We start from the raw sequence: 19425 nt of genomic DNA on the forward strand, positions 1-19425 counted from the left end.
CGATATAAGCTCCGCGATTATCTCCCGAGCCCGCAATATTGCCGCCAGCCGTAGAACTTCCCGCGACAAGGCCAACGAGCTTAACTGCCCCGCGAGGCCAACCAGAAACGGCCCCGCCCGCGAGCCGCGGCGCATACAGTTCGGCGAACGCCTCGGCGGCCTTGTCCCGCTCAGCCTCCCGTCATCCGCCGCCCGCCGAACTTGATTTGAGGTGAGCCTGCACGGCTTCGGCGTCGGCGCCGACTAGCTGGATGGCCTTCAGCAGGACCTCCTCGGTGACATTGAACCGCTCAGTCCAGTAGCGGACCTCCATCGGCTCATTGGGCTTGATCCTCGCCCGATCGCCTGCGCCGCTGAAATCGATGTTGTCGCACATGGGGCGGCCTTTCGGACAAAGAGTTCAGAGCTTCAAAAAAACGCGCTTGTCGCGTTCGCGAGCCGGACAGCTTGCGCGCCACCCACCCTCATGGACTGTCACGCTGACCACCTCGAATGCGCCGTCCAGGCATAACAACGTGGCCAGCAGGAAAAGGTCCCCCTCGGCGGTTGCGGGGGCTGCGCCCGCAGCTTCGATGATGACCATACCGGACCGACGTCGCCCAGGCTTCGCAGCCGCCAGGAAGCGGACCTTCCCAACGGAAGCGATGAGTCACGTTCGGTCCGAAAATCGCTCGAAGGCGGTGATGCGGCGTGGGGTCAGGCCGGGGTCGTAGCCGTAAATTTCCTGAGTCAGGAACAGAAGTTCGGCTTCGCGGCCGGCGTCGGCGACGTCTCTGTACCAGGCCTTGGGGCCGGCGGAGTCGTCACCGTTCCAGCGGTAGCCGCGGGCCTTGAGCTTGTCCTTCTGCTCGAACGGCGAGTTGGCGGCGGTAATCCGCCAGATGGGCTGGCGGGCCGTCTCGAGCAGGTGGGCCAGGGCGGTGCGGCCGCCGGCGAGCGGAGTCAGGACTTCCAGGCCGGCTAGGCAGTCGTTCTCGGCGCGGTGGCCGTCGAAGAAGAAACCACACCAGCTGGCCAGGGCGGAGAGCTTGGCGCTGTCGGCCCCCTCCTCTTTCCAGTCGACCTGGCTCATAGAGCAGGGCCAGCCCTTGAGTTTGAAGGCCTCGGTGAGGCGTTCGACGATGGGACGGTCGAACGCGGCGTTGTGGGCGACGACGATCACGGCCGGAGCGATGAAGGCGGCGACCTGCTGCGGATCGAGGCGGTGACCCGCGACAATGGCGTCGGTGATGCCTGTGATCCTGGCTTCCAGCCGGGCGGCCATAGTCTCGAAGGGCGGCAAGGTCGAGCTGATCGGGGGATGTCGGCGCGGCGTTGGGCATAGGCGTCCGGAGGATTCGTTTGGCCATCCTGCCATACCGCCGGGGGACTTGTGGACGGCGGGCGGATGGGGATGATTGGGGCCGGGGTGGTTCTGGATTGCGAGGCGCTGGACGGGTGGACGATCAGCACGACGAGGCCGATGTGTTGCTCGCACGGATTATGATGATCCGTGACGACCTCAAGTCGGGTCGCCTGACGCTGGTGCAGGTCGAGGCCTATCGGCGTTTGGGCCGTACCGTCGAGCGGATCACGCGGGAGATGGACGCGGCGGCCGACGTCGAGGCGGCCGACGCGCTTTGGCGGGAGGGGGCCGATCTCATCAAGGCCTATCTCGCCGAGCATTTCGCTACCCCGACCTGCCACTAGGCTGGGGTTGGAGCGATCCGGCCGGGTGCTCGATCCAGGCGTTGAGATCACGCTTGAGCCGTTAGCTGGCACCTGACTGGACATCAGCGCCGGCCGCCTGGTTTGGAGACGGGCTCTAGGCGGCGGGGCCGCCCCGAGACCCGTCCCGATAGCAGTGCGGGTCTCGGCCCATGCGGGTGGCGATCCCTGACGTGGGCTCAGGGGATCTGGCCGGCTGCGTGGGCCAATTGGGACAGGCGGGCGCCGCAGACACTGCGAACTAAACCAATCAGTGCTTCGACCGTCCGCTTCAGGTCTGAAAGTTCGGCCGTCGAGATTTTGTAAGAGGCTTTGTTGTAGCGCGCGTCGACATAGGCTCGCTTGAGCTTCTCGAACGGTTTGCGCTGGTCGCGCGTGTCGCGCGGCCAGGCGGCCGTCAGGGCTGGCGCTTTGGCTTCGGCCTGTGACCGCAAGAACTTGATGTTATGTGATCGGGGCGCGTAGAAGCCGGTTACCTGCAGTACGGCGATATAGGCCGCCTCTGTGGCTTGGTGTAGGTCAAAGGCGGCCTTCTGTGGCCAGTCCTTAATCTGGCCTTTGGCAATCGCATCGCCCGCGCGTTCGAGGCTCGTTTCGATCGCGTCGATTTGATCTTGGAAGTACTGGCTGGCGAGTTCCAGCGCGGCCAGAGGGGTCAGCGGCTTCAGCGGGTTGAAGGCGTGGCCGGGGACCTCGTAAAGCACGATCCCCTGGTCGATGACTTCGCGGAAGAAGTAGAGCCCCGCGTCCAGGCTCTTGTTGATGTCCTCGAGGTCGTTGACCAGGAGGTTGACGATCCGGCCGATGGTGGGGTCGTGCAGGATCTTCTGCTCGGTCTCGTACCAGTAGTCGGCGATGTCGGTCAGCTTCTCGTCGCTGACCACCACCAGGATGTCGAAATCCGACAGATAGCCGTTCTCGGGTTCGTCGACGAAGTCGCCGCGGGCATAGCTGCCGAACAGGATGATCTTGTGGATCTTGGCGTAGCGGCGCCAGGTCGAGGTTCCGCCGGCCGTGGCCGTCTCGAAGCCGCGCAGCAGGTGGCCGGTGATGGCGGTCAGCTCTTCCTGCTGGCGGTCCGGGAGGTGATCGAGATTCGACTTCATCGTTCCGTGAGTCTCGCCGAGGGCGGCGGGCGGGACAAGGCTCTTGCGCCGGCGTTGGACCCGCAGTTTGCGGGCGGTAGCCGGGCGTTGAGAACATGTGAACCACATGCGCCGCCGCCTTTGGCCCGAGGGCTTGTACAGAGCGACGGCCACCCGGCCGGCGTCCGCTCTGACGAGCGTCCGGCCCGATCCCGACGGCGAACCCTCGGGTTGGATCGACTTTAGGTGGACCTGAGGCGCGGGGGCAATACCCGAAATTTTGGGGGTTTTGGCAAGGGGGAGCCAGGGACCGGGCGGGCGCGCCGATCGGGCGCGCGGGCCAAGAGTCCTTGCCATGTCGTCTTCCAATTCTGTTTTCGCCAAGGCTGGCTCAGTCTGGTCCGAGGCGCGCGTCGAACGCCTTAACGCGCTGTTGTTGCAAGGGCTTAGCGCAAGCCAGATCGCCAAGGCCCTGGGCGGCGTCAGCCGCAACGCCGTGATCGGCAAGAGCCATCGCCTGGGCCTGGCGGGCGGCAGCCCACCCTCCCCGCCCGGCCGGCGCGCCACCATACCGGCCAGAGCCGCACGGCCGCGCAAGGCGCCGGTCCCCCGGTGTCCGCGGCCGCCGACCCCCGAGCCGCCCTCTGGCGGCGCGTCGGCCGCGGCCGTGCGCCGGCGTCCCGCGAGTGTTGTCGAGGCGATTGGCCGGGTGGCCGATCTGACCGCCCTGCCCCGCCGGGCCTGCCGCTGGCCGATCGGCGATCCCAAGGACGCCGCCTTCAGCTGGTGCGGCGCGTCGGCGCCCCTAGGGCCCTACTGCGACGACCATCGGGCCAGGGCCTATCGGGCCACGCCCGTCCGGGTCGCGAGCGGACGGGCGCCGGCGGGGGCGGGTCGCTGCGCGGCCTGAAGGCTGGATCCGGCGGCGGTCCTGGGGCGCAACGCCCTTGGCTGCGGCGACCTCGCCACCGTCCGGGGGCCGCCGCAAGGGACGCTGCGCTCAAAGCCCCTGCGGCGGCCCCCGACCGTCGGCGCGGGGCGGTCGCGAGCCGAAGGGCTCGTTGCGACCTCAAGCCCAAGGGAGCCGTCCCGTGACCTTCCAGTCCCCTTCCCTCCCCGGTCCCGCGACCGGACATCTCAGCCCGCTCGAGGCCCAGGCGCTCGAGCTGGACGATCCGCGTCCCCATCCGCCCGAGGCGGCCCTCGTCCAGGTGGGCCAGGCGCTGATGACCGAACTGCTCGACCTCGTCGGCGACACCGCCCTGGAGGATTTCCAGGCCGTGCTCTGCGAGGCCTTGATCGGAGCCTTCCATTCGGCCTCCCAGCGCATCGACCGTGAGGCCGATCGCGGGCGTGACGAGGTCCGCCGTCTGCTGCGTGACTTCGACGCCTCGGAGGTGGCCGACACCGACCTGCAGGCCGCCACCCGCAAGACCCGCGCGGCCGACGTGGCGGTCATGGCCGCCGACCTGGTGCGCGACGCCGCCGCCGAGGCCTATCGGGTGGCCACCGGCGAGGTCTGGACGCCGTGGCGCGGCAGCGTGCGCCCCTCCCGGGTCACCGCCGCCCAGGTCGAGGCGCGCGAGGCCCTGCGGGCGATGAAGGCCCGGCGCAGCCAGGCGCTCGATCCGGGCAGCGCCGTGGTCGCCTTCCGCGCCGCGCCGGGAGCCGATACCGCCGCCGACGGCGGACGGATCTTTGACGCCCTCAACTGGGCGCTGGAGACCTGGCCGGACATGGCCCTGGCCACCTGCGGCGCGCGCGGCGGCGAGAAGCTGGCCATCAGCTGGGCCCGACAGAAGCGGGTCAAGCTCGTCCTGGCCAAGCCTGATTTCGACCGCGCCGGTCGAGCCGCTCCGTTCAAGGCCAATGACGCCCTGCTCGAGCTGGAGCCGGTCTGCGTCCTGACCCTCGCGGCCAGCCTGCAACCACACCCGCACGAGGCGGCGCGGCCCTTCGGTCCGGCCCTCAACCTCGCCCAGAAAGCGGCCGAGCGCGGTGTGCGCTGCGTGGCGATCAAGGCGGCCCGTTAGGGCCGCCGCACGGCGCGGCGGTCGTCGCCGCGCCGTGTCGTCGTTTGGGGCGGGGGGGGAATGAACCGGGAACGCCCGCCCAGATCTTGCGGGCGCCGGCCTGCCGACCACGACAGCTTGGGGTTGGCGATTCGTTCGCGCGGCGTCCTGGCGTGCCAGGTCTGAGGCGACGACGAGGACGGAAAGGAGCGTCCGCCGTGTCGTCGGCTGGCGTCGGGGATCTGGCCTCGACGGACCTGACGGTCCTGGCCAGGTCCCCTCCTCCTCTCCCCTGCCCTGTCTCGCGCGTCGCGCCCGCCTCGTCCTGGGGCGGCGACGTCGCGGCCGCGGTGGCCCTTGGCCACGGCTTGGGGCTTTGCAGCACCGTGTCCCCCTGTCCCCCTGTCCCCCTGTCCCCCGGGGAACTCCCTGGACGCGCCGGCAAGCCGGTCGAGCCTTGGGTCAGCAGGTCTTTCGGCTCCCGGGCTGTCGAGGCCCGGAGGGGCGCGACCGCGCCGCGATCGATCACGTCGTCCCTAGGGCGGGGCGGTCCGGGTCCAAGCCGACCTGGCGGGGCCAGGCGCTCTGGCCGGAGCCTCCGGCCTTCCTGCGCTGCGCGCCGTGCAGGCCGGTGTCCAGCCGCCGCGGGCTTGGGCCCGTCCCTTCGTCCCCGCCCTGCCAGGGCCCGTGATCGCGGCGAGGGCCGCGGACCGCCGGGGCTTCTCCCGGCGGGAGACGGAGAAAGACCATGCTGAACAAGGCTCAACTGATCGGCTTCACCGGCGCGGACAGCGAGATCCGCACCACCCACAAGGGCAAGAAGTACGCGGTGCTGCGGGTGGCCACCAGCCGCTACACCAAGAAGGAAGGCGAGCGGCAGGACTTCACCACCTGGCACCAGGTCGAGATCTGGAGCCCCGGCACGGTGAAGTGGCTGGAGGGCCGGGTCCTGGCGAAGGGCACGAAGGTCTATGTCGAGGGCGAGATCCGCCACGAACAGTACACCGACGACAAGGGCCAGAAGCACTACTTCGCCAAGATCGTCGTCGCCGGTCCTGGCCATGAACTGAAGTCGCTCGATCGTCCCGAGACCAACCCCGAGCCTGAGCCTGGCGAAGAAGGCTGAAGCTGACCGGCCCGCCCCGGACATCGGGGCGGGCCGAACTTCGACCATAGCGTAACGCACAGGTAGCGACTATAAGTGTGCGTCACCCAGACTTGACGTTTGCTTGGGGAAATCGGGCGTGTTGGACGCTTCCGTCGAAGGGCTTTTTCTGAACCTCGCTCGGGCCGAGGACAGCGTCAGCCGACTCGACGCGCGCGCCCAGACCTGCGGCTTCGCCGAGGGCTGGGCCACGCGCGTCGACTTCATGGAGGCCAACGCCTGGGGCTGGCTCAGCGGCGAGATCGTCGACATGGAGGACCTGATCCTCCACGATGCGGAGATGGACGCTCGCCTGCCCGACCAGGCCCTGCGGGCGACCTACGGCCTGGTTCGGGCGCGTCGCAGGGCCAGGGGTCTGGGCCCCGAGCTGCTGACCGCGCAAGGCGCCGCCTGGCTCTCGGGCCATCGCGGCGAGGCGCCGGCCCTGCCCCCCTCCCCCCTTGCGGCGGCCGCGGGTCCGGACGGGTCGGCCGCGGGACACCGCGATCTGATCGCCGAGCTCGTCCATCAGGTCCGCACGCTGAGCCGTGGGGAGACGGCCGATGCCCTCGAGGCGGTTGATGAATGGATCCAGTGGACCCGTCGCCTGCCCGAGCGGGCGCCGGCCTTGCTTCGCGCAGCCCTCGCCCTGGAGGGGTGGCGACTGGTCAACCCCCTGCCCCGTCAGAACTATGTCGGTGGGGTCATGGTCGCCCACGCCTTGCGGGCGTCAGGGCGGACGCGCTCATGCCTTTTGGGCCTCGAAGCGCCGCGCCGGACCAAACTGCAGCCGCCGCGAGGCTTTATCGCCGCCACGACCGTGGCCCGCCTTGCCTATTGGCTGAACGTTATCGCCGTCGGCGCCGAGATGGGCTTGGGCGAGATAAAGCGTCTGGAACTGGCGCGGCAGGTGGTTCTCAGGCGCGTCGGTGACCGGCGGGCCGACGACCGTTCGGCGGATCTGGTCGACCTGCTCCTCGCCAGGCCTCTGGTCAGCGCCCCGATGGCGGCCAAGCATCTGGGCGTGGCTGGCCATACCGCCCGTCGCCTTCTTGCGAATCTGGGTGCGTCGGTGATGGAGGTCAGCGGCCGGTCTCGCTATCGCGCGTGGCGGCTCTAGCGCGGGGTTTCGCCCAAGAGGGCAAATGGGGAAATACGCTTTTGGGGTCTGGGGTGTTGCGCGGATAGGCGAAGCAGTTCAGCCAACGATGCGCGGCTTTCGGGGCCGCCCAACCTTCCCTCATTCCCATCAGGGCAAGAGGGCAAATGCCCCTTTGGGGGTTTACCCAAATCAGCAAGCGAGATTCGCCCGTCTTGCGGACTTGGGTAATTGGGCTAGAGTGGTAATCACCAAATGGGATTTGGCGTAGAGCCGCGCTTGCCTATTCGGGGTGACGGTCTTTTGCGGTTTTGGTGTAGCGGGTTTTTGTGGAAAAGTGGTTTGCCGCAAATATACGGACGCCCATTTACCCACTTGGGTTAAAGCCCTGTTCACCAATTGCCCATATCCTCACTCGGGCAAAAGGTGACACCCAAGATCCTATTTGCCTAGTTGCCCATTGCCTCACAAGGGAGCTTCCCCATGGCGGTCATCAGCGTGTGTTCGACGAAGGGCGGGGTGGGCAAGACCACCTTGGTCATGTGCCTGGCCGACGCCTTCGCCCGGCAGGGCGGCTCGGTGGCCATCGTCGACGGGGATCCCAACGGCCACGTCGCCAGCTGGCGCGAGCGTGCGGGCGAGGACTGTAATGTCACCGTGCTTAGCGAGGCCAACGAGACCAAGATCCAGGACGTGATCGCCAACGCCGCCAGCGAGTACGCCCTGGTCTTCGTGGACCTTGAGGGCGCGGCCTCCCAGGCGGTGACCTACGCCATCGCCGAAAGCGACATGGTCCTGATCCCGACCAAGATCTCGGGAATGGACCTGCAGGAGGTCTACCGGACCTATGAGGTGGTCAAGCGCGCTGAAAAAATGCTCAAGCGCGGCATCCCGGCCCGTGTCGTATTCAGCCAGATGAACCCGCTCTACAGCCGCGTGGCCGGCCACGCGCGCCAGGAGATCCGCGACAACAACATTCCGGTTCTCAACACCGAGATCATCCAGCGCGCCGCCTATCAGCAGATCCACTTCACGGGCATGACGCCCAGCGCGCCCGGCGGCGAGCCCAAGGCCGCCAAGGAGATCGCCGCGGTCCTGGCCGAACTGCTCGAAGCGCTCGCCAGCCAGGCCCAGGCGGCCTGACAGGGGAGGGGAGTTCATGACCGAGAAAACCGTCCGACCGGCCTTCCAGCCCGCGCCGCGCCCTCGTCCGATCAATGACGCCGGGTCCGCCGAAGCCTTGCGAAAGGCCACCGAAGACCTAGGCTTCGCCCGAACCACCAGCGCGCCGCCGAGCGCTGCGGCGCCGGCCCCGGCCGAGGCTCCATCAGAGGCCAAGTCGACGCCCGTCGCGGTCGCGCCGCCGCCGCCGGCTCCGAAGCTCGCATCTGTCGCGCCGGTGGCGCGGCCCGCTTCCAAGGCCAAACCAGTCAAGCCGGCTCCGGCGGCCGACTTTTCCGATCGAGAGACCTCGCTGAAGTTCGCGATCGACGATGAGCTGTCGACCGCGCTGAAGCTGGACGCGGTCAGGCGCCGGGTGACGGTCAAGTACCTGGTCCTCGAAGCTCTGGCTGAGAAGGGCTATCCGGTCGATCTGGCCAACCTTCCCGAAGATGGGCGCAGAATTCGGAAATAGGGTTCTGGGTAAATGGTCAAATGAGTAAATGGGTAAAAGGGCAAATGGGGCTTTGCCCATTTCTCCTTAGGGCGTCTTGGGTGCGTCAATAAGACCATCGCGCGAGGACGCGGGTCGAATCGGGCTACCCAAGACGATCGTCAGAGTAGGGCAGGGCGCATGACGGCCCCCAAGGACCGCAACAACCAGTTCGACCTCTTCATCCCGTTGATGCGGGATGTCGCGCTGAAGGATCAGCGCGAGACGATGGAGCGTCCGTTCTTCTCGCTGCAGAAGCGCAAGCGTCTCAAGCCGATTGAGTACAGGAGCGGCGACGGCGAGGTCGCGGTGAAGGTCGAGGCCGTGCCCGCCTACGGCATGGCCACGATCTGGGACGCCGACATCCTGATCTGGGCGGCCAGCGCCCTCAACCGGATCAAGGCCGAGGGCCGCAACGACGTCCCCCGATCGCTGAAGGTCACCGCCTATGACCTCCTGCGCTCTATCCAGCGCGACACCGGAGGCAAGGACTACAACGACCTGAAGGCGGCCCTGGACCGCCTGCAGACCACGACCATCTCCACCTCGATCCGGGCCAAGAAGGGCCGCGACCGCCGCTTCTCCTGGCTCGACAGCTGGGAGGTTGAGGTTGATCCCGTCACCGAAAAGCCGATCGCTCTGAAGATCACCCTGTCGGACTGGGTCTATGAGGGGATCATCAACGAAAAGTCGGTGCTGACCATGCACCCCGACTATTTCCACCTCTCGGGGGGGCTGGAGCGGGCGATCTACCGGATCGCCCGCAAGCACGCCGGCGATCAGGACGAGGGTTGGACGTGCCGGGTAAGCCTGCTGCACGAGAAGACCGGTTCGGACAGCGTCCCCAAAGAGTTCAACCGGATGATGCGCAAGATCGTCGAGGCCAACGAACTGCCCGAGTACGACCTGTCATACGTGACGGCGGGCGATGGCTCGCCGGCGGTGCGCTTCATCCGGCGATCGGCCGTCGAGCGCGTCCAGATCCAGGCCGAGCTGGAGGCCGAAGACGCCACGCGTCGGCGGCGCGAGCGTGAAGATCGCCGCGCCGATGAGGTTGATGGGCTCCTTGATCCTTGGGCCAAGCGGCGCGTGACCTGAGGCGCAGGCTAACGGGCTTTCACACACCGCAAGCGGCGTTTCCGTGGCGAATCAAGCTTTTGTCGTGACGACTTAATCTCGCGGGAGGCCGCCGAGAGACGGGATTTCACACACCGGAGTCGTGTCCGGCGCCCGCCAATTTGGTAAATGGACCGTTAAAATCCGGCTACGACGGCGATTTTGATCGTCATTTTCGCTATCGCCCTCGTCCACAAAGCTCTTCGGGGTTTCGCACACCGGTCCCGAGCGGATCCATCGGGGTTTCACCCACCGTCAGACTCCCCGTTCGTCGGGATTTCACACACCCAGACACGCTCGGAGCCGCGGAAGCGGGCCAGGTTTCGGGATTTCACACACCCGGGCCTCACTGAGCCGGCGAAAGCCCCGATATTGCGGGCCCCTGCATCGAAAAACGATGAATTGTTTCGGGGTTTCACCCACCGGAGGGGATTTTCGGTCCGTCGGGGTTTCACACACCTGGTCAAAGCCGCCGGGTCTGTGGACGGCTCCGGGAGATCGCCCACCTTAGCGGCGGGGGAACGCCCACCGCAATATCGGGGGATCAGACACCATCCGACGGTGTTTCACACACCGGGGGTGTCGGTAAGTGACTGTTCCAAATCACGATTTCGCCCCGTTCGGCCCTCTTAACTTATCTAACCTCTTTCATAACAATATCTCTAACGGCGCAGCTGAAGCGCCGCCGGGAGAAGCAGGGCCAAAAGAGGGCCCTGATCCCCCGGCTCGGGATGCAAAGCCTAAGCGCGGGGGAACACCCACCGGCCAAAGCCTGCGGGTGGAACGGTCGCGCAATTTGCCGCGCCACCGATCTGTCCCGGCTCACCGCGCGGGACAGAAGCGGCCACATGGCGACCTTCACTGCAGCGACGTGATCTGCGGCCTCACCACACCGCCGCGGACCAGGGACGCAATCCCCCGAAATCTGGGGGATTGCCCCGGCGGCTCGGGGTAGGGAAGGCTTGCCGTCATGCGCGTTTCCGGTCTCCTGGTCCTGGCCGCCTTGATCCCCGCCCCCCTGGCGGCGGGGGCCGCGCTGCTCGACGCCCCGCTGGTGCTGTTGAACACCTCGCCCAGCGAACCGCCGGGGTTCTATCGGCGCGTTCAGGGCGCGCCCGCTCCAGGGACGCTGATCGCCTTCCGACCGCCGCCGGCGGCGATGGATTATCTGCGGTCGGCTCAGCCTGGCCGCGCCCGTGGCAGCATCCTCAAGGCCGTGATGGCCGGGGAGGGGGCCGAGGTCTGCGCCGGCGCCCAGCTGGTGGTCGAGGGACGCAGGCTGGGGCCCATCGCCGAGCGCGACCGAGCTGGTCGTCCGTTGCCGCGCTGGCGCGGCTGCCGCCGGCTATCGGCCGGGGAATGGGTGGTGTTCTCGGGACGCATTCCGAACAGTTTCGACAGCCGCTATTACGGCCCGGTCCTCGACGCGGAGATTCTCGGCGTCTACGCCCCGATCTGGACTTGGGGTCCGTGACGTCGCGCGCGATGCTTTGTGGCCTCCTGGGCCTCTTCCTGAGCCTTCAAGGCGGTATCGCCCAGGCCCAGGATACGACGGACGGTGTCCGGAGCGACGTGGTCGCCGCCTTGGCCGCGCCGGGCGCGCGCGAGGGCCTGGCCCGCGTGGTGGTGGCCGAGGCCGCCAATCAGGGCGACAGCGGGCTGCTGGCGGTCGTCTACACCATCCTCAACCGGCTCGCCGACGGACGCTGGGGGACCAGCATCGACCAGGTGCTCAACGCCCGGGCCCAGTTCGAGCCGGTGCTTCGGGCCGGCGGCGACTGGCGTGCTCTGCCGGTCGCTAGTCCCGTGCAGCGCGCCCGGATCGACACCCTCGTCAATCTCGTCCTGGAAGGCCGCGCACCGGACCCGACCGGCGGAGCCCTCTATTTCCAAAATCCCAGGATCGTCGCCACGCGGGCGGCCTCTGGTCAGGTCTCTTCGCGCCTGGTGCATTTCGGCGGGCGCACGCCCAGCGCCGTGATCGGCGACCACGCCTTCTACGCGGCGAGGGAGGTGGCGCGCCCGCCCGCGGCGGCTTCCGAGCCCGCGGCGCTCTTCGTGCCGAGGCCGTCGGCGGAGACGGCGCCGGCGTCGGGCGCCAGGGGCCTTATCGTCCTGCCGGACGGCTCCCTGCGTTGAGGGGCCCAGACGGCCTCGCCGGCCTGCGGCCCGGACGCGGCGGTCCTGCGGCAAGCGCCGGGGTCCGGATCTTCAGGGGCGCTGGCGGGCGCCGCCGCTGGCGGCTTCGCCCTGGCGCCCGTCGATCCCGCGTCAGGCTGGGGGGCGCGGTCGGGCTGACGCGATCGCCATGCGATCTCGCCGCCGTCGTCTGGCGACGGCGGGGCCCGCCCTACTGAGTCTGTTGGCGACGTCTTCCCATCGTGTCACAGACGACCTGAAGTCAACGGCTGCGCCGTTCCCCTTCGCGTCTGCTGGCGCGGTCGCTGCGGTGACTGCGGGACCCGTCCGTGGCCCTCGGGTTCAACGTCGCTCACGCGGAGCGGCGGCCTGGAGGTTTCACGGTGTTCAATCTCTTCACGACGCGTTCGGCGCGGAAGGCTCCGCTGGTGCTGCGCGCGGCCGAGCCCGTTCTCGGCGGCGAGGCGTTCGACGAGCACGTCTGGTGCTGGCAGTTTCATCTCAGCGCGCTGGCGCTGCCCTGCATAGTGCTGAGGCCGAGGATCGCGCCCGGGAGCGGGCACGCGTGCAGGCGCTGTGGGACGCGATGGGCGCCGAGAAGACCTGGGCGATCCTGGATGAGTAGGACATGCGCAACGCTTGCGGCGTCCTGGTGGAGCACCTGTTCTTTGAGCAGTGGCAGGCGAGCCGCATGGACGGCTATGTCGGCGACTGACCCGGGGGGCCTGGCCCCCCTTTTGTCGCCGACGGACGGTTGGCGACGGGATGGCCAGTCGCGGATCGAGCGACCCCCTCTGCGACTTGGGTTGCTGGGCCTGGCCTCGAGCCAGGCCGCCGCCGGTCGGGGACCGTCGCTCGGCGCGCCGGCGTGGCGGGCGCGAGGTTCCCCGCCTCTTGCGGTCGTCCCACGGACGGGTGGGCTTGATGGGCGCCGCGCCTGACGACCCATCGTCCGGGGCCTTTTCCCCCGCGCGTGTTGGGAGTCCGGCGGCCGGCCTCGCTGGCCCGTCAGCGGGCCTGGGCGAGGCGGTCCTACTGACAGGCGCGGCGCGCGAGGCTCCCGGACGCGGGCGGCCGCCGATGGCGGCGCGCCGTGGCGTCCGTCGCCCTCGCGTCCCACGGGCGCGGCGGTCCGGACTGACGAGATCCCCAGGGGATCTCGCCGCCGTCGACTGGCGACGGCGTAGCCGGCCCGACTGAGCCTGGGGGCGCCTCTTCCAAGTTTATCCTGTCACCCAGCCCGTCAACCCGCTGGCGCGGGTTCCCCTCCGGGGCCGCGCTCTGCGCGGCCCCTGCGGTGACGGGCCGGGGCCCGACAGGAGGTGAGGGACAAAGGCGCTCAAGGGGAGCGTCGATCCAGCCGGAGTTGTCCCATGTCCAAGACCTCATTCAACCTCGTCGAGCGTGAGCTGATCGAGGCCCACATCGCCAGCGGCCAGCCACGGTACAGCTCGACGTTCTACCTGCTGGGCGGCGGCTACATCCGCAGCTGGTCGGACGATCGCGAGGCGGTGCTGGCGCGGCATGCCGCCGATCGCGATGATCCTCGGCTGAGCTGGGTCATTACTTTCGACCATCTGGCCGTGACGAGCATCGCCGTCGACTTTCCACCCGAGGCCAAGACCGCCGATCAACTGAGGGCCGAGTGCGACGAGGCCCTCGAACAGATGTTCGAGCGGTGGGAGGCCGAAGCCCGTCAATAGGGAAGGGGGCGTCAGCCCCCTTTTTTGCGCCTTCGAGGCGGCGAGGGGGTAACGGGGGCTACGGCGTCCTCGCGCAGGATCTCGTCGGCCAGGGCGTCGAAGTCTGGCAGGTCGGGAACAGGCCGCGCACGCACCGGCGCGATGGCCAGGCCCAGGGTCTCGGCGATCGCCAGTCGGTCGCGGGGGCGATGCACCCGAGCGTCGACGATGGCCTGCAGTCGCGCCAGCAGCGGGTCGTCGGGATCCTCGGCCGCCTGTGCCAGCAGGGTTGTGCTGAGCACGATCTTGGCTCGCGTCTCGCGCTTGCGCTCGGTCTGGTCGAGCAAGGCTTCCAGGCGCTCGACCCGGGCGCGCCAAACCGCCAGCCGTTCCTCGTCGTCCTTGATCTTGGCCAGCGGCGTGACGTGACCCCGGTTGCGCGGGAGCGTGCCGCGCAGGCCCGATAGCGCCTCTTTGGCCCGATGCTCGCGATCGGCTAGGGCGACTTCGAGGGCCTGGAGCCGACGCTGGCGGGCGGCGTCGCTCTCGGCTTGTCGGCGGGGACGGACAGCGGGGGAGGCGTGGTCGACTGGCATGGCGTCGGGCCGATTGAGGTGGGCGGGGGCACGGGCGGAGACTTGATTTCGGGCAGGTAGGAGCGTACCCCTGACACGTTGATGGTGACAAGGGCGCAGTTATGCATTGCAAGCAATGCCTGCGGCCGGCGTCATCGGGATGACGCCGACAGCCAAGGGGCAAGCCCCTTAGCGATCCTGAGCGCAGAGGCGCGATTTGGACGAGGAGACCCGGTGGCGCAGTTCCGGCTCGAGGTTCAGGCGATCAAGCGCGGGAACGGCCGCTCGGCCGTCGCGGCCGCCGCCTATCGCGCCGCGACCAGCCTGCACGACAAGCGCCTGGAAATGACATTCGACTACACCGCCAAAGGCGGGATGGCGTTTTCTGGCGTCATGGCCCCGGACACCGCCCCGGCGTCGTTCGGCGATCGCGAGACCCTGTGGAACGCCGCGGAGGCGGCCGACAAGCGGGCGGACTCGCGGACCGCGCGGGAGGTGCTGATCTCGCTGCCGCACGAGCTCAATGGCGTCCAGCGCCATGCCCTGGTCCGGGCCTTCGTCCAGCAGAGCTTGGTGGCTCGCGGCATGATCGCCGATTACGCCCTGCACGATCCCGACGCGCACGGCGACCAACGCAATCATCACGCGCACATTCTGGTCACCACCCGCCGCGTGACCCCCGGAGGCTTCGGTCTCAAGGGGCGCGAGTGGGACAATCCCGACGCGGTCAAGGCGCTGAGGCTGGAGTGGTGCGAAATCCAGAACCAGCATCTGCGCCAGCACCTGGGTCAGAATGCGCCTCAGGTTACTCATCACAGCCTGGCCGACCAGGGCGAGGAGAAGGAGCCGACCATCCATCTGGGGCCGGCGGCGTCGGGCATGGAGCGGCGCGGCGAGGGCTCCGATCGCGGCGACATCAATCGCCGCGTGACCGAGCGCAACCAGGCGCGCAAGGACGGGCCGGCCAAGCTACGCGACCTGGAAGACCGCCTGTCGGCGGGCCTGGAGCGCGGGCCCTATCCGATCGGGGCGGTGATCCGGGAGTTCGAGGCGATCCACGCCACCATGGTTGGCGAGCGCGACGGCTGGGCCCGCGACCTGGCGCGTCTGCTGCGTCCGGCCCCGCCGCGGGCGGGCGACATCGTGCGCGAGGTGCTGGCCGAGGCCTCCGCGGCCCGGGCGATCGCGAGAGCGCGCCTTGAGGCCACCGAACGCCGCATCGCCAAGGGACGCGCCCGACGCTCGACCCTGGTCCGCTGGGTGCGCAATCCGGCGCGGATGATCTGGGCGGCGCATGCCGAACTCAACGCGCTGGCGCGGGCCAAGCAGGCCGCGCGCCTGGCCGAGATCCGCTACGCCGTGCGCCGCGACTGGCTGAGCGGGCCCGAAGGCCGCGCCTTTCTGGCCGCGCGGCTGGATCCGGAAAAGCAGGCGGCCGAGGCCGCACGCCGGGAAGGGCGGACCCTGGAGCGCAAGATCAAGCGGGCCGACAAGCGCATAGAGGCGGTGGCGCGCACCCGCACGCGGCTAATGGTCGCCCAGGCGCTCGGCGAAGAGACCCTGGTTACGGCCTCACAGATGTGTCTCGGGGTGGGCCAGGCGGTGCGCGAAGTCGATCGACGGGTGATCGAGGCCATCGGCCGCCACCCCGTCGCCGCGCAGGAGAAGGGGCTGAGCCAAGTGCTCGCCCTCGCGCGCGGCAAGGGCTTGTCGCCAGGGCGCGAGCCATCGGGGCCAGATCGCTAGGCGATCGCGCCGCGTTCAGGATGCGCACGCGTCGGCCTATTTACCGGTGAGGCTGATCCACGCGGGAGCGTGATCGCTCGCGCCGTCGAGCCCGCGCACCCATCGATCGACACCGGCGTCTTCGAGTTGGTCGGCCAAGTCCGGCGAAAGAAGCAGATGATCGATGCGCAGGCCTTTGTCCCTGGGCCAGCGCTCCCGGAGATAGGACCAATAGGTCCACCGCGCGGCGTTCGGATGCACGGCGCGCAGCGCGTCGGTCCAGCCTTGGGCCAGCAACCGTTGGAACGCCGCGCGGCTTTCAGGGCGCAGCAGGGCGTCGCCGCCATAGGAATGGTTGGGATAGATGTCGGCCTCGGTCGGCACGACGTTGTAGTCGCCGGCCAGCACGACTGGAGCCCCCGTGGTCAGGAGATCCTGGGCATGGGCCAGCAGCGCCTCGAACCAGGCCAGCTTGTAGTCGAATTTGGGGCCGGGAACGGGATTGCCGTTGGGCAGGTAGAGGCAGCCGATCAGCACGCCGCCCACGGCCGCCTCGATGTATCGGCTCTGCGAGGAATCGGGCTCGCCGGGCAGGGCGGTGCGGGTCAGGATCGGGGTCATGCCGCGGGCCAGGATCGCCACGCCATTCCAAGTCCGCTGGCCCTTCCAGACCGCGCCGTAGCCCATCTGCTCCAAGGCCTCGGCCGGAAATCGCCCCTGTTCGGCCTTAAGTTCCTGGAGGCAGACCACGTCGGGCTGGGCGTCGTCCAGCCATTCGATCAGCGAATCGAACCGGCCCAGGACGTTGTTGATGTTCAAGGTGGCGATCAGCACGACAGCACAACCGGCGCAATCGCCGCTCCGTTCCCGGACGGCCGCGGAACGGTTTGGCCGGCCCGCGGATTCGTCTTCCGAAAGGGAGACCGACCACCATGTCCAAACGCGAACTGATCGAGCCGACGCCGGGCGACAAGCGCTATGTCCGCCGCGACGACGAGGGCCGCTTCTCCGAAGAGGTCGATGTCGGCAAGTCGTCCGCCGCCGACCAGCGCCGCCACTCCAGCCATGACGCCGGACGCGGCCAGGGCGACAAGGGCGATCGCCAGAAGGCCTAGCCGGCCTTGCGGCGCGCCGGCGCCTTGGCGGGCGCCGGCGCGGCTGTCGCCTTCGATCTGCCGGTGGCCTTGGCCGCGGCCTTCGTGAGCTTTGCCTTGGCGCCGGGCGCGCCGCCAAGGCTGGCGCGCAGCGCCATCAGGTCGACGACATTGGTGTCGTCCGGCTCGGCGACCTTGGCCACCTTGTGGCCCTTGCGCTTGTCGGCGATCAGGGCCTTCAGCGCCTCCTCGTAGCGGTCGGTGAACTGGCTGGGGTCGAACGGACCTTCCTGCTGCTGGATGATCTTTTCGGCGATTGAGATCATCGCCGCGTCCGGCGCCTTGTCGCTGATCGCCCCGAAAATCTCGTCCTCGGCGCGGACCTCCGCATCGGTGCGCAGGGTATAGGCCAGGATGCCCCTGCCGCGCGGCTCCAGGGCCAGCAGGCGCTCGCGGGTCGACATGACCACGCGGCCCAGCGCGATCTGGCCCGAACGCGCCATGGCCTCGCGGATGACGCTGAAGGCTTCCTGGGCCAGCTTGCCGTCGGGCGCGAGCTAATAGGGATTGTCCCAGTAGATGCGATCGATGTCGGTCTCGGGCACGAACCGCTCGATGTCGATGGTCTTGGTGCTCTCCAGCTTGACCGAGGCGATCTCCTCGTTGGACAGCAGGACATACCGCCCCTTCTCGAACTCGTAGCCCTTGACCAGGCTGGAGCGCTCGACCGGCCCGGTGTCGGGGTCGGTGGTGACCATCTTGATCCGGTTGTTAGTCTCCGGATTGATCAGGTTGAAATGGACCTCGCCGCCGGAATTGGTCGCGGTGTAGAGCGCCACCGGGCAGGTGACGAGCGAAAGGCGAAGGTGTCCCTGCCAGGTAGGACGGTAGCCGGCCATGGTCTTGCTTCCGTAGGGGCCGGCAGGATCGCCGGGCCGCGAAGACTCGACTCAACGGGGCAAGGGGTGATTCGTTCTGGCCGGCCTTCACTGGCAGGGGGCAGCCTCGCCGCTGCCCAGGTCGATGCGGAAGCAGTGCTCCACGCCGCTCTCGGTCTCCCTCACGATCAGCGAGACTTCGTTGTCGGCGTCGACGGGCGGATGCCAGAGCTCGACAAAGGCCACCGCCGCATCCTCGAAGCTGACGGCGTCGACCGCATGGCCGTGGCTTGCCTCTTCGCCGCGCGCATGGACGCGATAGGTCTGGGTGTCGGGCATGGCGATCTCCTGGCGACGAGACAACGCCTCGCGTGGCGAAAGGATTCCGCCCCGTCGTCTGGGGAAAGACTTGGCAGCCGCATCGGGCGCTAAGAGACCGTCCGTGGCGCGAGTTTGGCGGACGGGAAAGCCGGTCCGTCGTGCTCGCCCTCTCGCGCCCGCGGGCCAGCCAACCTCTCGAAAATCCAAGGGCCGTCCCCATATCAAGAGAATGAAAAAGCGATCCTCGGCGAAGGCCGCGCCCTTGCCGTCCGAGGACGACCTCACGGTCGAGACGTGCGCGGAAATCCCCGATCTGGAGGGGGTCGCCGAGCGCTGCGAGCGCTTCCTGGCTCATGCCGCCGCCGCCGGCAAAATCGTCGTCTACGCGTTCGTCATTCCTCCCGGCGCAACGGTTTCGGGCCTTGGTCCGGACGCGGAGCCTCGCGATGCGCGCGGCCAGTTGGAGCTGGTGCTCGCTCTGACCGGCGGGGCGCTGGCCAAGTTCCCGGGCGGATTAAGCGCACGCGTCCCGGTCGCGGCTGCCGCGCGGTTCGAAGGGCTGGCCAAGGCCCTGATCGAGACGTTCCTGGTCAGCTGGGGCGTCTAGCGCCGCACTGTCCGGAACGTCACCGAATAGCGCAGCGCCTCGAGCGCGGGGATGCTGTGCTGCCAGTCGCTGCGCGCCGGGCCCGCCATCAGATAGGCCGAGCGTGGCGCAGCGATGATCGACGCGCGGTCCCAGCGGTCCGCGGCCTTGCGCCTGAGGCGGAACTGACAGGGCGACAAGAGCGAGACCCCGGCGATCGCCTCGGCCGGCGGTCGGTCACGATGCCAGCCGATGCCGGCGCCCGGCGAATATTCCGTGACCAGGGCATGGCGGAAGCTGGCCTGCGCCAGGCCCGTGAAGGCCGCCACCTTGTCGAGCAACGGCAGGAGCAGGTCCGGGATCGGCTCGCCGGTCTCGACCATCCGGCCGCTCTCTTCCTGACGCCAGCCAAAGCCGGCGATGCGGCGATTTCCGAAATAGCCCAGATGCTCATAGGCCTTGAACGGCAGGTCCTGGAAACTGGCGACGAGGTCACGTTCCTCGGCCGCGTCGATCAGCTCGGGCTGATAGCGAAAGCCTTCCGGCCAGGGCGTCCTGGGCGCCAGGGGAAGATCGAACAGCAACGGTTGGGTTTCGATCATCGGCCC

General features: G+C 68.5%; 21 protein-coding genes and 1 pseudogene. 14 read left to right on the plus strand and 8 right to left on the minus strand.

The annotated features are described in order from the left end of the window. Positions 1–181 precede the first annotated feature (181 nt). Positions 182–376 (minus strand): DUF3606 domain-containing protein, encoded by a 195-nt coding sequence (locus tag DDF67_RS13100; protein ID WP_109101325.1) that lies wholly within the window; start codon positions 374–376, stop codon positions 182–184. Positions 377–649: 273 nt separating this feature from the next. After that, positions 650–1264, minus strand: coding sequence for a 3'-5' exonuclease (locus DDF67_RS13110; protein WP_233247651.1), 615 nt, complete (start codon positions 1262–1264; stop codon positions 650–652). A gap of 173 nt (positions 1265–1437) precedes the next feature. Here DDF67_RS13110 and DDF67_RS13115 point away from each other — a divergent pair, with 173 nt between their 5' ends. After that, entirely contained in the window at positions 1438–1689 is a 252-nt protein-coding gene (locus DDF67_RS13115; protein ID WP_109101328.1) for a hypothetical protein, read from the plus strand. 197 nt (positions 1690–1886) lie between these two features. Here the strand turns inward: DDF67_RS13115 and DDF67_RS13120 are convergent, their stop codons facing one another. Beyond that, positions 1887–2813 carry a HEPN domain-containing protein gene (locus tag DDF67_RS13120; protein ID WP_109101329.1) on the minus strand — a complete coding sequence of 309 codons (927 nt, stop codon included), beginning with the start codon at positions 2811–2813 and terminating at the stop codon, positions 1887–1889. Positions 2814–3147: 334 nt separating this feature from the next. On the opposite strand from DDF67_RS13120, the gene DDF67_RS13125 reads away from it, so the two are divergent. The 10 genes from DDF67_RS13125 (at position 3148) to DDF67_RS13170 (ending at position 13659) form a co-directional block, all read left to right on the plus strand. After that, on the plus strand, positions 3148–3702 hold the full coding sequence (locus DDF67_RS13125) for a GcrA family cell cycle regulator (RefSeq protein WP_109101330.1): 555 nt from the start codon (positions 3148–3150) through the stop codon (positions 3700–3702). A 181-nt stretch (positions 3703–3883) separates the two neighbouring features. After that, complete coding sequence (locus DDF67_RS13130; RefSeq protein WP_109101331.1) at positions 3884–4825, plus strand: DUF2493 domain-containing protein; 942 nt, start codon at positions 3884–3886, stop codon at positions 4823–4825. A gap of 727 nt (positions 4826–5552) precedes the next feature. Then, positions 5553–5930 (plus strand): single-stranded DNA-binding protein, encoded by a 378-nt coding sequence (locus DDF67_RS13135; RefSeq protein WP_109101332.1) that lies wholly within the window; start codon positions 5553–5555, stop codon positions 5928–5930. A gap of 118 nt (positions 5931–6048) precedes the next feature. Beyond that, positions 6049–7068: a DUF1612 domain-containing protein gene (locus tag DDF67_RS13140; RefSeq protein WP_146198026.1), complete on the plus strand. Its 1020-nt coding sequence runs from the start codon at positions 6049–6051 to the stop codon at positions 7066–7068. 462 nt (positions 7069–7530) lie between these two features. Then, positions 7531–8190, plus strand: coding sequence for a ParA family protein (locus DDF67_RS13145; RefSeq protein WP_109101334.1), 660 nt, complete (start codon positions 7531–7533; stop codon positions 8188–8190). Positions 8191–8206: 16 nt separating this feature from the next. Next, positions 8207–8683: a hypothetical protein gene (locus tag DDF67_RS13150; protein ID WP_109101335.1), complete on the plus strand. Its 477-nt coding sequence runs from the start codon at positions 8207–8209 to the stop codon at positions 8681–8683. A 159-nt stretch (positions 8684–8842) separates the two neighbouring features. Beyond that, a complete protein-coding gene (locus DDF67_RS13155) occupies positions 8843–9799 on the plus strand; it encodes a replication initiator protein A (protein ID WP_109101336.1) in 957 nt (318 codons plus the stop codon). Between the two features lie 988 nt (positions 9800–10787). After that, the gene (locus DDF67_RS13160) at positions 10788–11291 is read left to right on the plus strand and encodes a S26 family signal peptidase (RefSeq protein ID WP_109101337.1); all 504 of its coding nucleotides are present in this window, start codon (positions 10788–10790) and stop codon (positions 11289–11291) included. 11 nt (positions 11292–11302) lie between these two features. Then, complete coding sequence (locus DDF67_RS13165) at positions 11303–11956, plus strand: cell wall hydrolase (protein ID WP_109101338.1); 654 nt, start codon at positions 11303–11305, stop codon at positions 11954–11956. Positions 11957–13329: 1373 nt separating this feature from the next. Continuing rightward, a complete protein-coding gene (locus tag DDF67_RS13170) occupies positions 13330–13659 on the plus strand; it encodes an F-actin-capping protein subunit alpha (RefSeq protein ID WP_109101339.1) in 330 nt (109 codons plus the stop codon). A gap of 11 nt (positions 13660–13670) precedes the next feature. Here DDF67_RS13170 and DDF67_RS13175 read toward each other — a convergent pair whose 3' ends face one another. After that, positions 13671–14234: a hypothetical protein gene (locus tag DDF67_RS13175; RefSeq protein WP_109101340.1), complete on the minus strand. Its 564-nt coding sequence runs from the start codon at positions 14232–14234 to the stop codon at positions 13671–13673. Between the two features lie 213 nt (positions 14235–14447). Between DDF67_RS13175 and mobQ the strand changes: the two genes are divergently transcribed. After that, positions 14448–15959 carry a MobQ family relaxase gene (mobQ, locus tag DDF67_RS13180; protein ID WP_109101341.1) on the plus strand — a complete coding sequence of 504 codons (1512 nt, stop codon included), beginning with the start codon at positions 14448–14450 and terminating at the stop codon, positions 15957–15959. Positions 15960–15995: 36 nt separating this feature from the next. Here the strand turns inward: mobQ and DDF67_RS13185 are convergent, their stop codons facing one another. Beyond that, the gene (locus DDF67_RS13185) at positions 15996–16772 is read right to left on the minus strand and encodes an exodeoxyribonuclease III (RefSeq protein ID WP_109101342.1); all 777 of its coding nucleotides are present in this window, start codon (positions 16770–16772) and stop codon (positions 15996–15998) included. Positions 16773–16870: 98 nt separating this feature from the next. Between DDF67_RS13185 and DDF67_RS13190 the strand changes: the two genes are divergently transcribed. After that, a complete protein-coding gene (locus DDF67_RS13190) occupies positions 16871–17053 on the plus strand; it encodes a hypothetical protein (RefSeq protein ID WP_101714532.1) in 183 nt (60 codons plus the stop codon). Here the strand turns inward: DDF67_RS13190 and ku are convergent. Continuing rightward, positions 17050–17931 (minus strand): annotated as a pseudogene (gene ku / locus DDF67_RS13195) (non-homologous end joining protein Ku). The gene DDF67_RS13190 and the pseudogene ku overlap by 4 nt on opposite strands. 87 nt (positions 17932–18018) lie before the next feature. Beyond that, on the minus strand, positions 18019–18249 hold the full coding sequence (locus tag DDF67_RS13200; protein ID WP_109101343.1) for a DUF5961 family protein: 231 nt from the start codon (positions 18247–18249) through the stop codon (positions 18019–18021). A 244-nt stretch (positions 18250–18493) separates the two neighbouring features. On the opposite strand from DDF67_RS13200, the gene DDF67_RS13205 reads away from it, so the two are divergent. Further along, the gene (locus DDF67_RS13205) at positions 18494–18838 is read left to right on the plus strand and encodes a hypothetical protein (protein ID WP_109101344.1); all 345 of its coding nucleotides are present in this window, start codon (positions 18494–18496) and stop codon (positions 18836–18838) included. On the opposite strand, the gene DDF67_RS13210 is transcribed toward DDF67_RS13205, so the two are convergent. Then, positions 18835–19419, minus strand: coding sequence for an alpha-ketoglutarate-dependent dioxygenase AlkB (locus DDF67_RS13210; protein WP_109101345.1), 585 nt, complete (start codon positions 19417–19419; stop codon positions 18835–18837). The genes DDF67_RS13205 and DDF67_RS13210 overlap by 4 nt on opposite strands. Positions 19420–19425: the final 6 nt, after the last annotated feature.

It is taken from the genome of Caulobacter endophyticus (assembly GCF_003116815.1).
GTDB lineage: Bacteria > Pseudomonadota > Alphaproteobacteria > Caulobacterales > Caulobacteraceae > Caulobacter > Caulobacter endophyticus.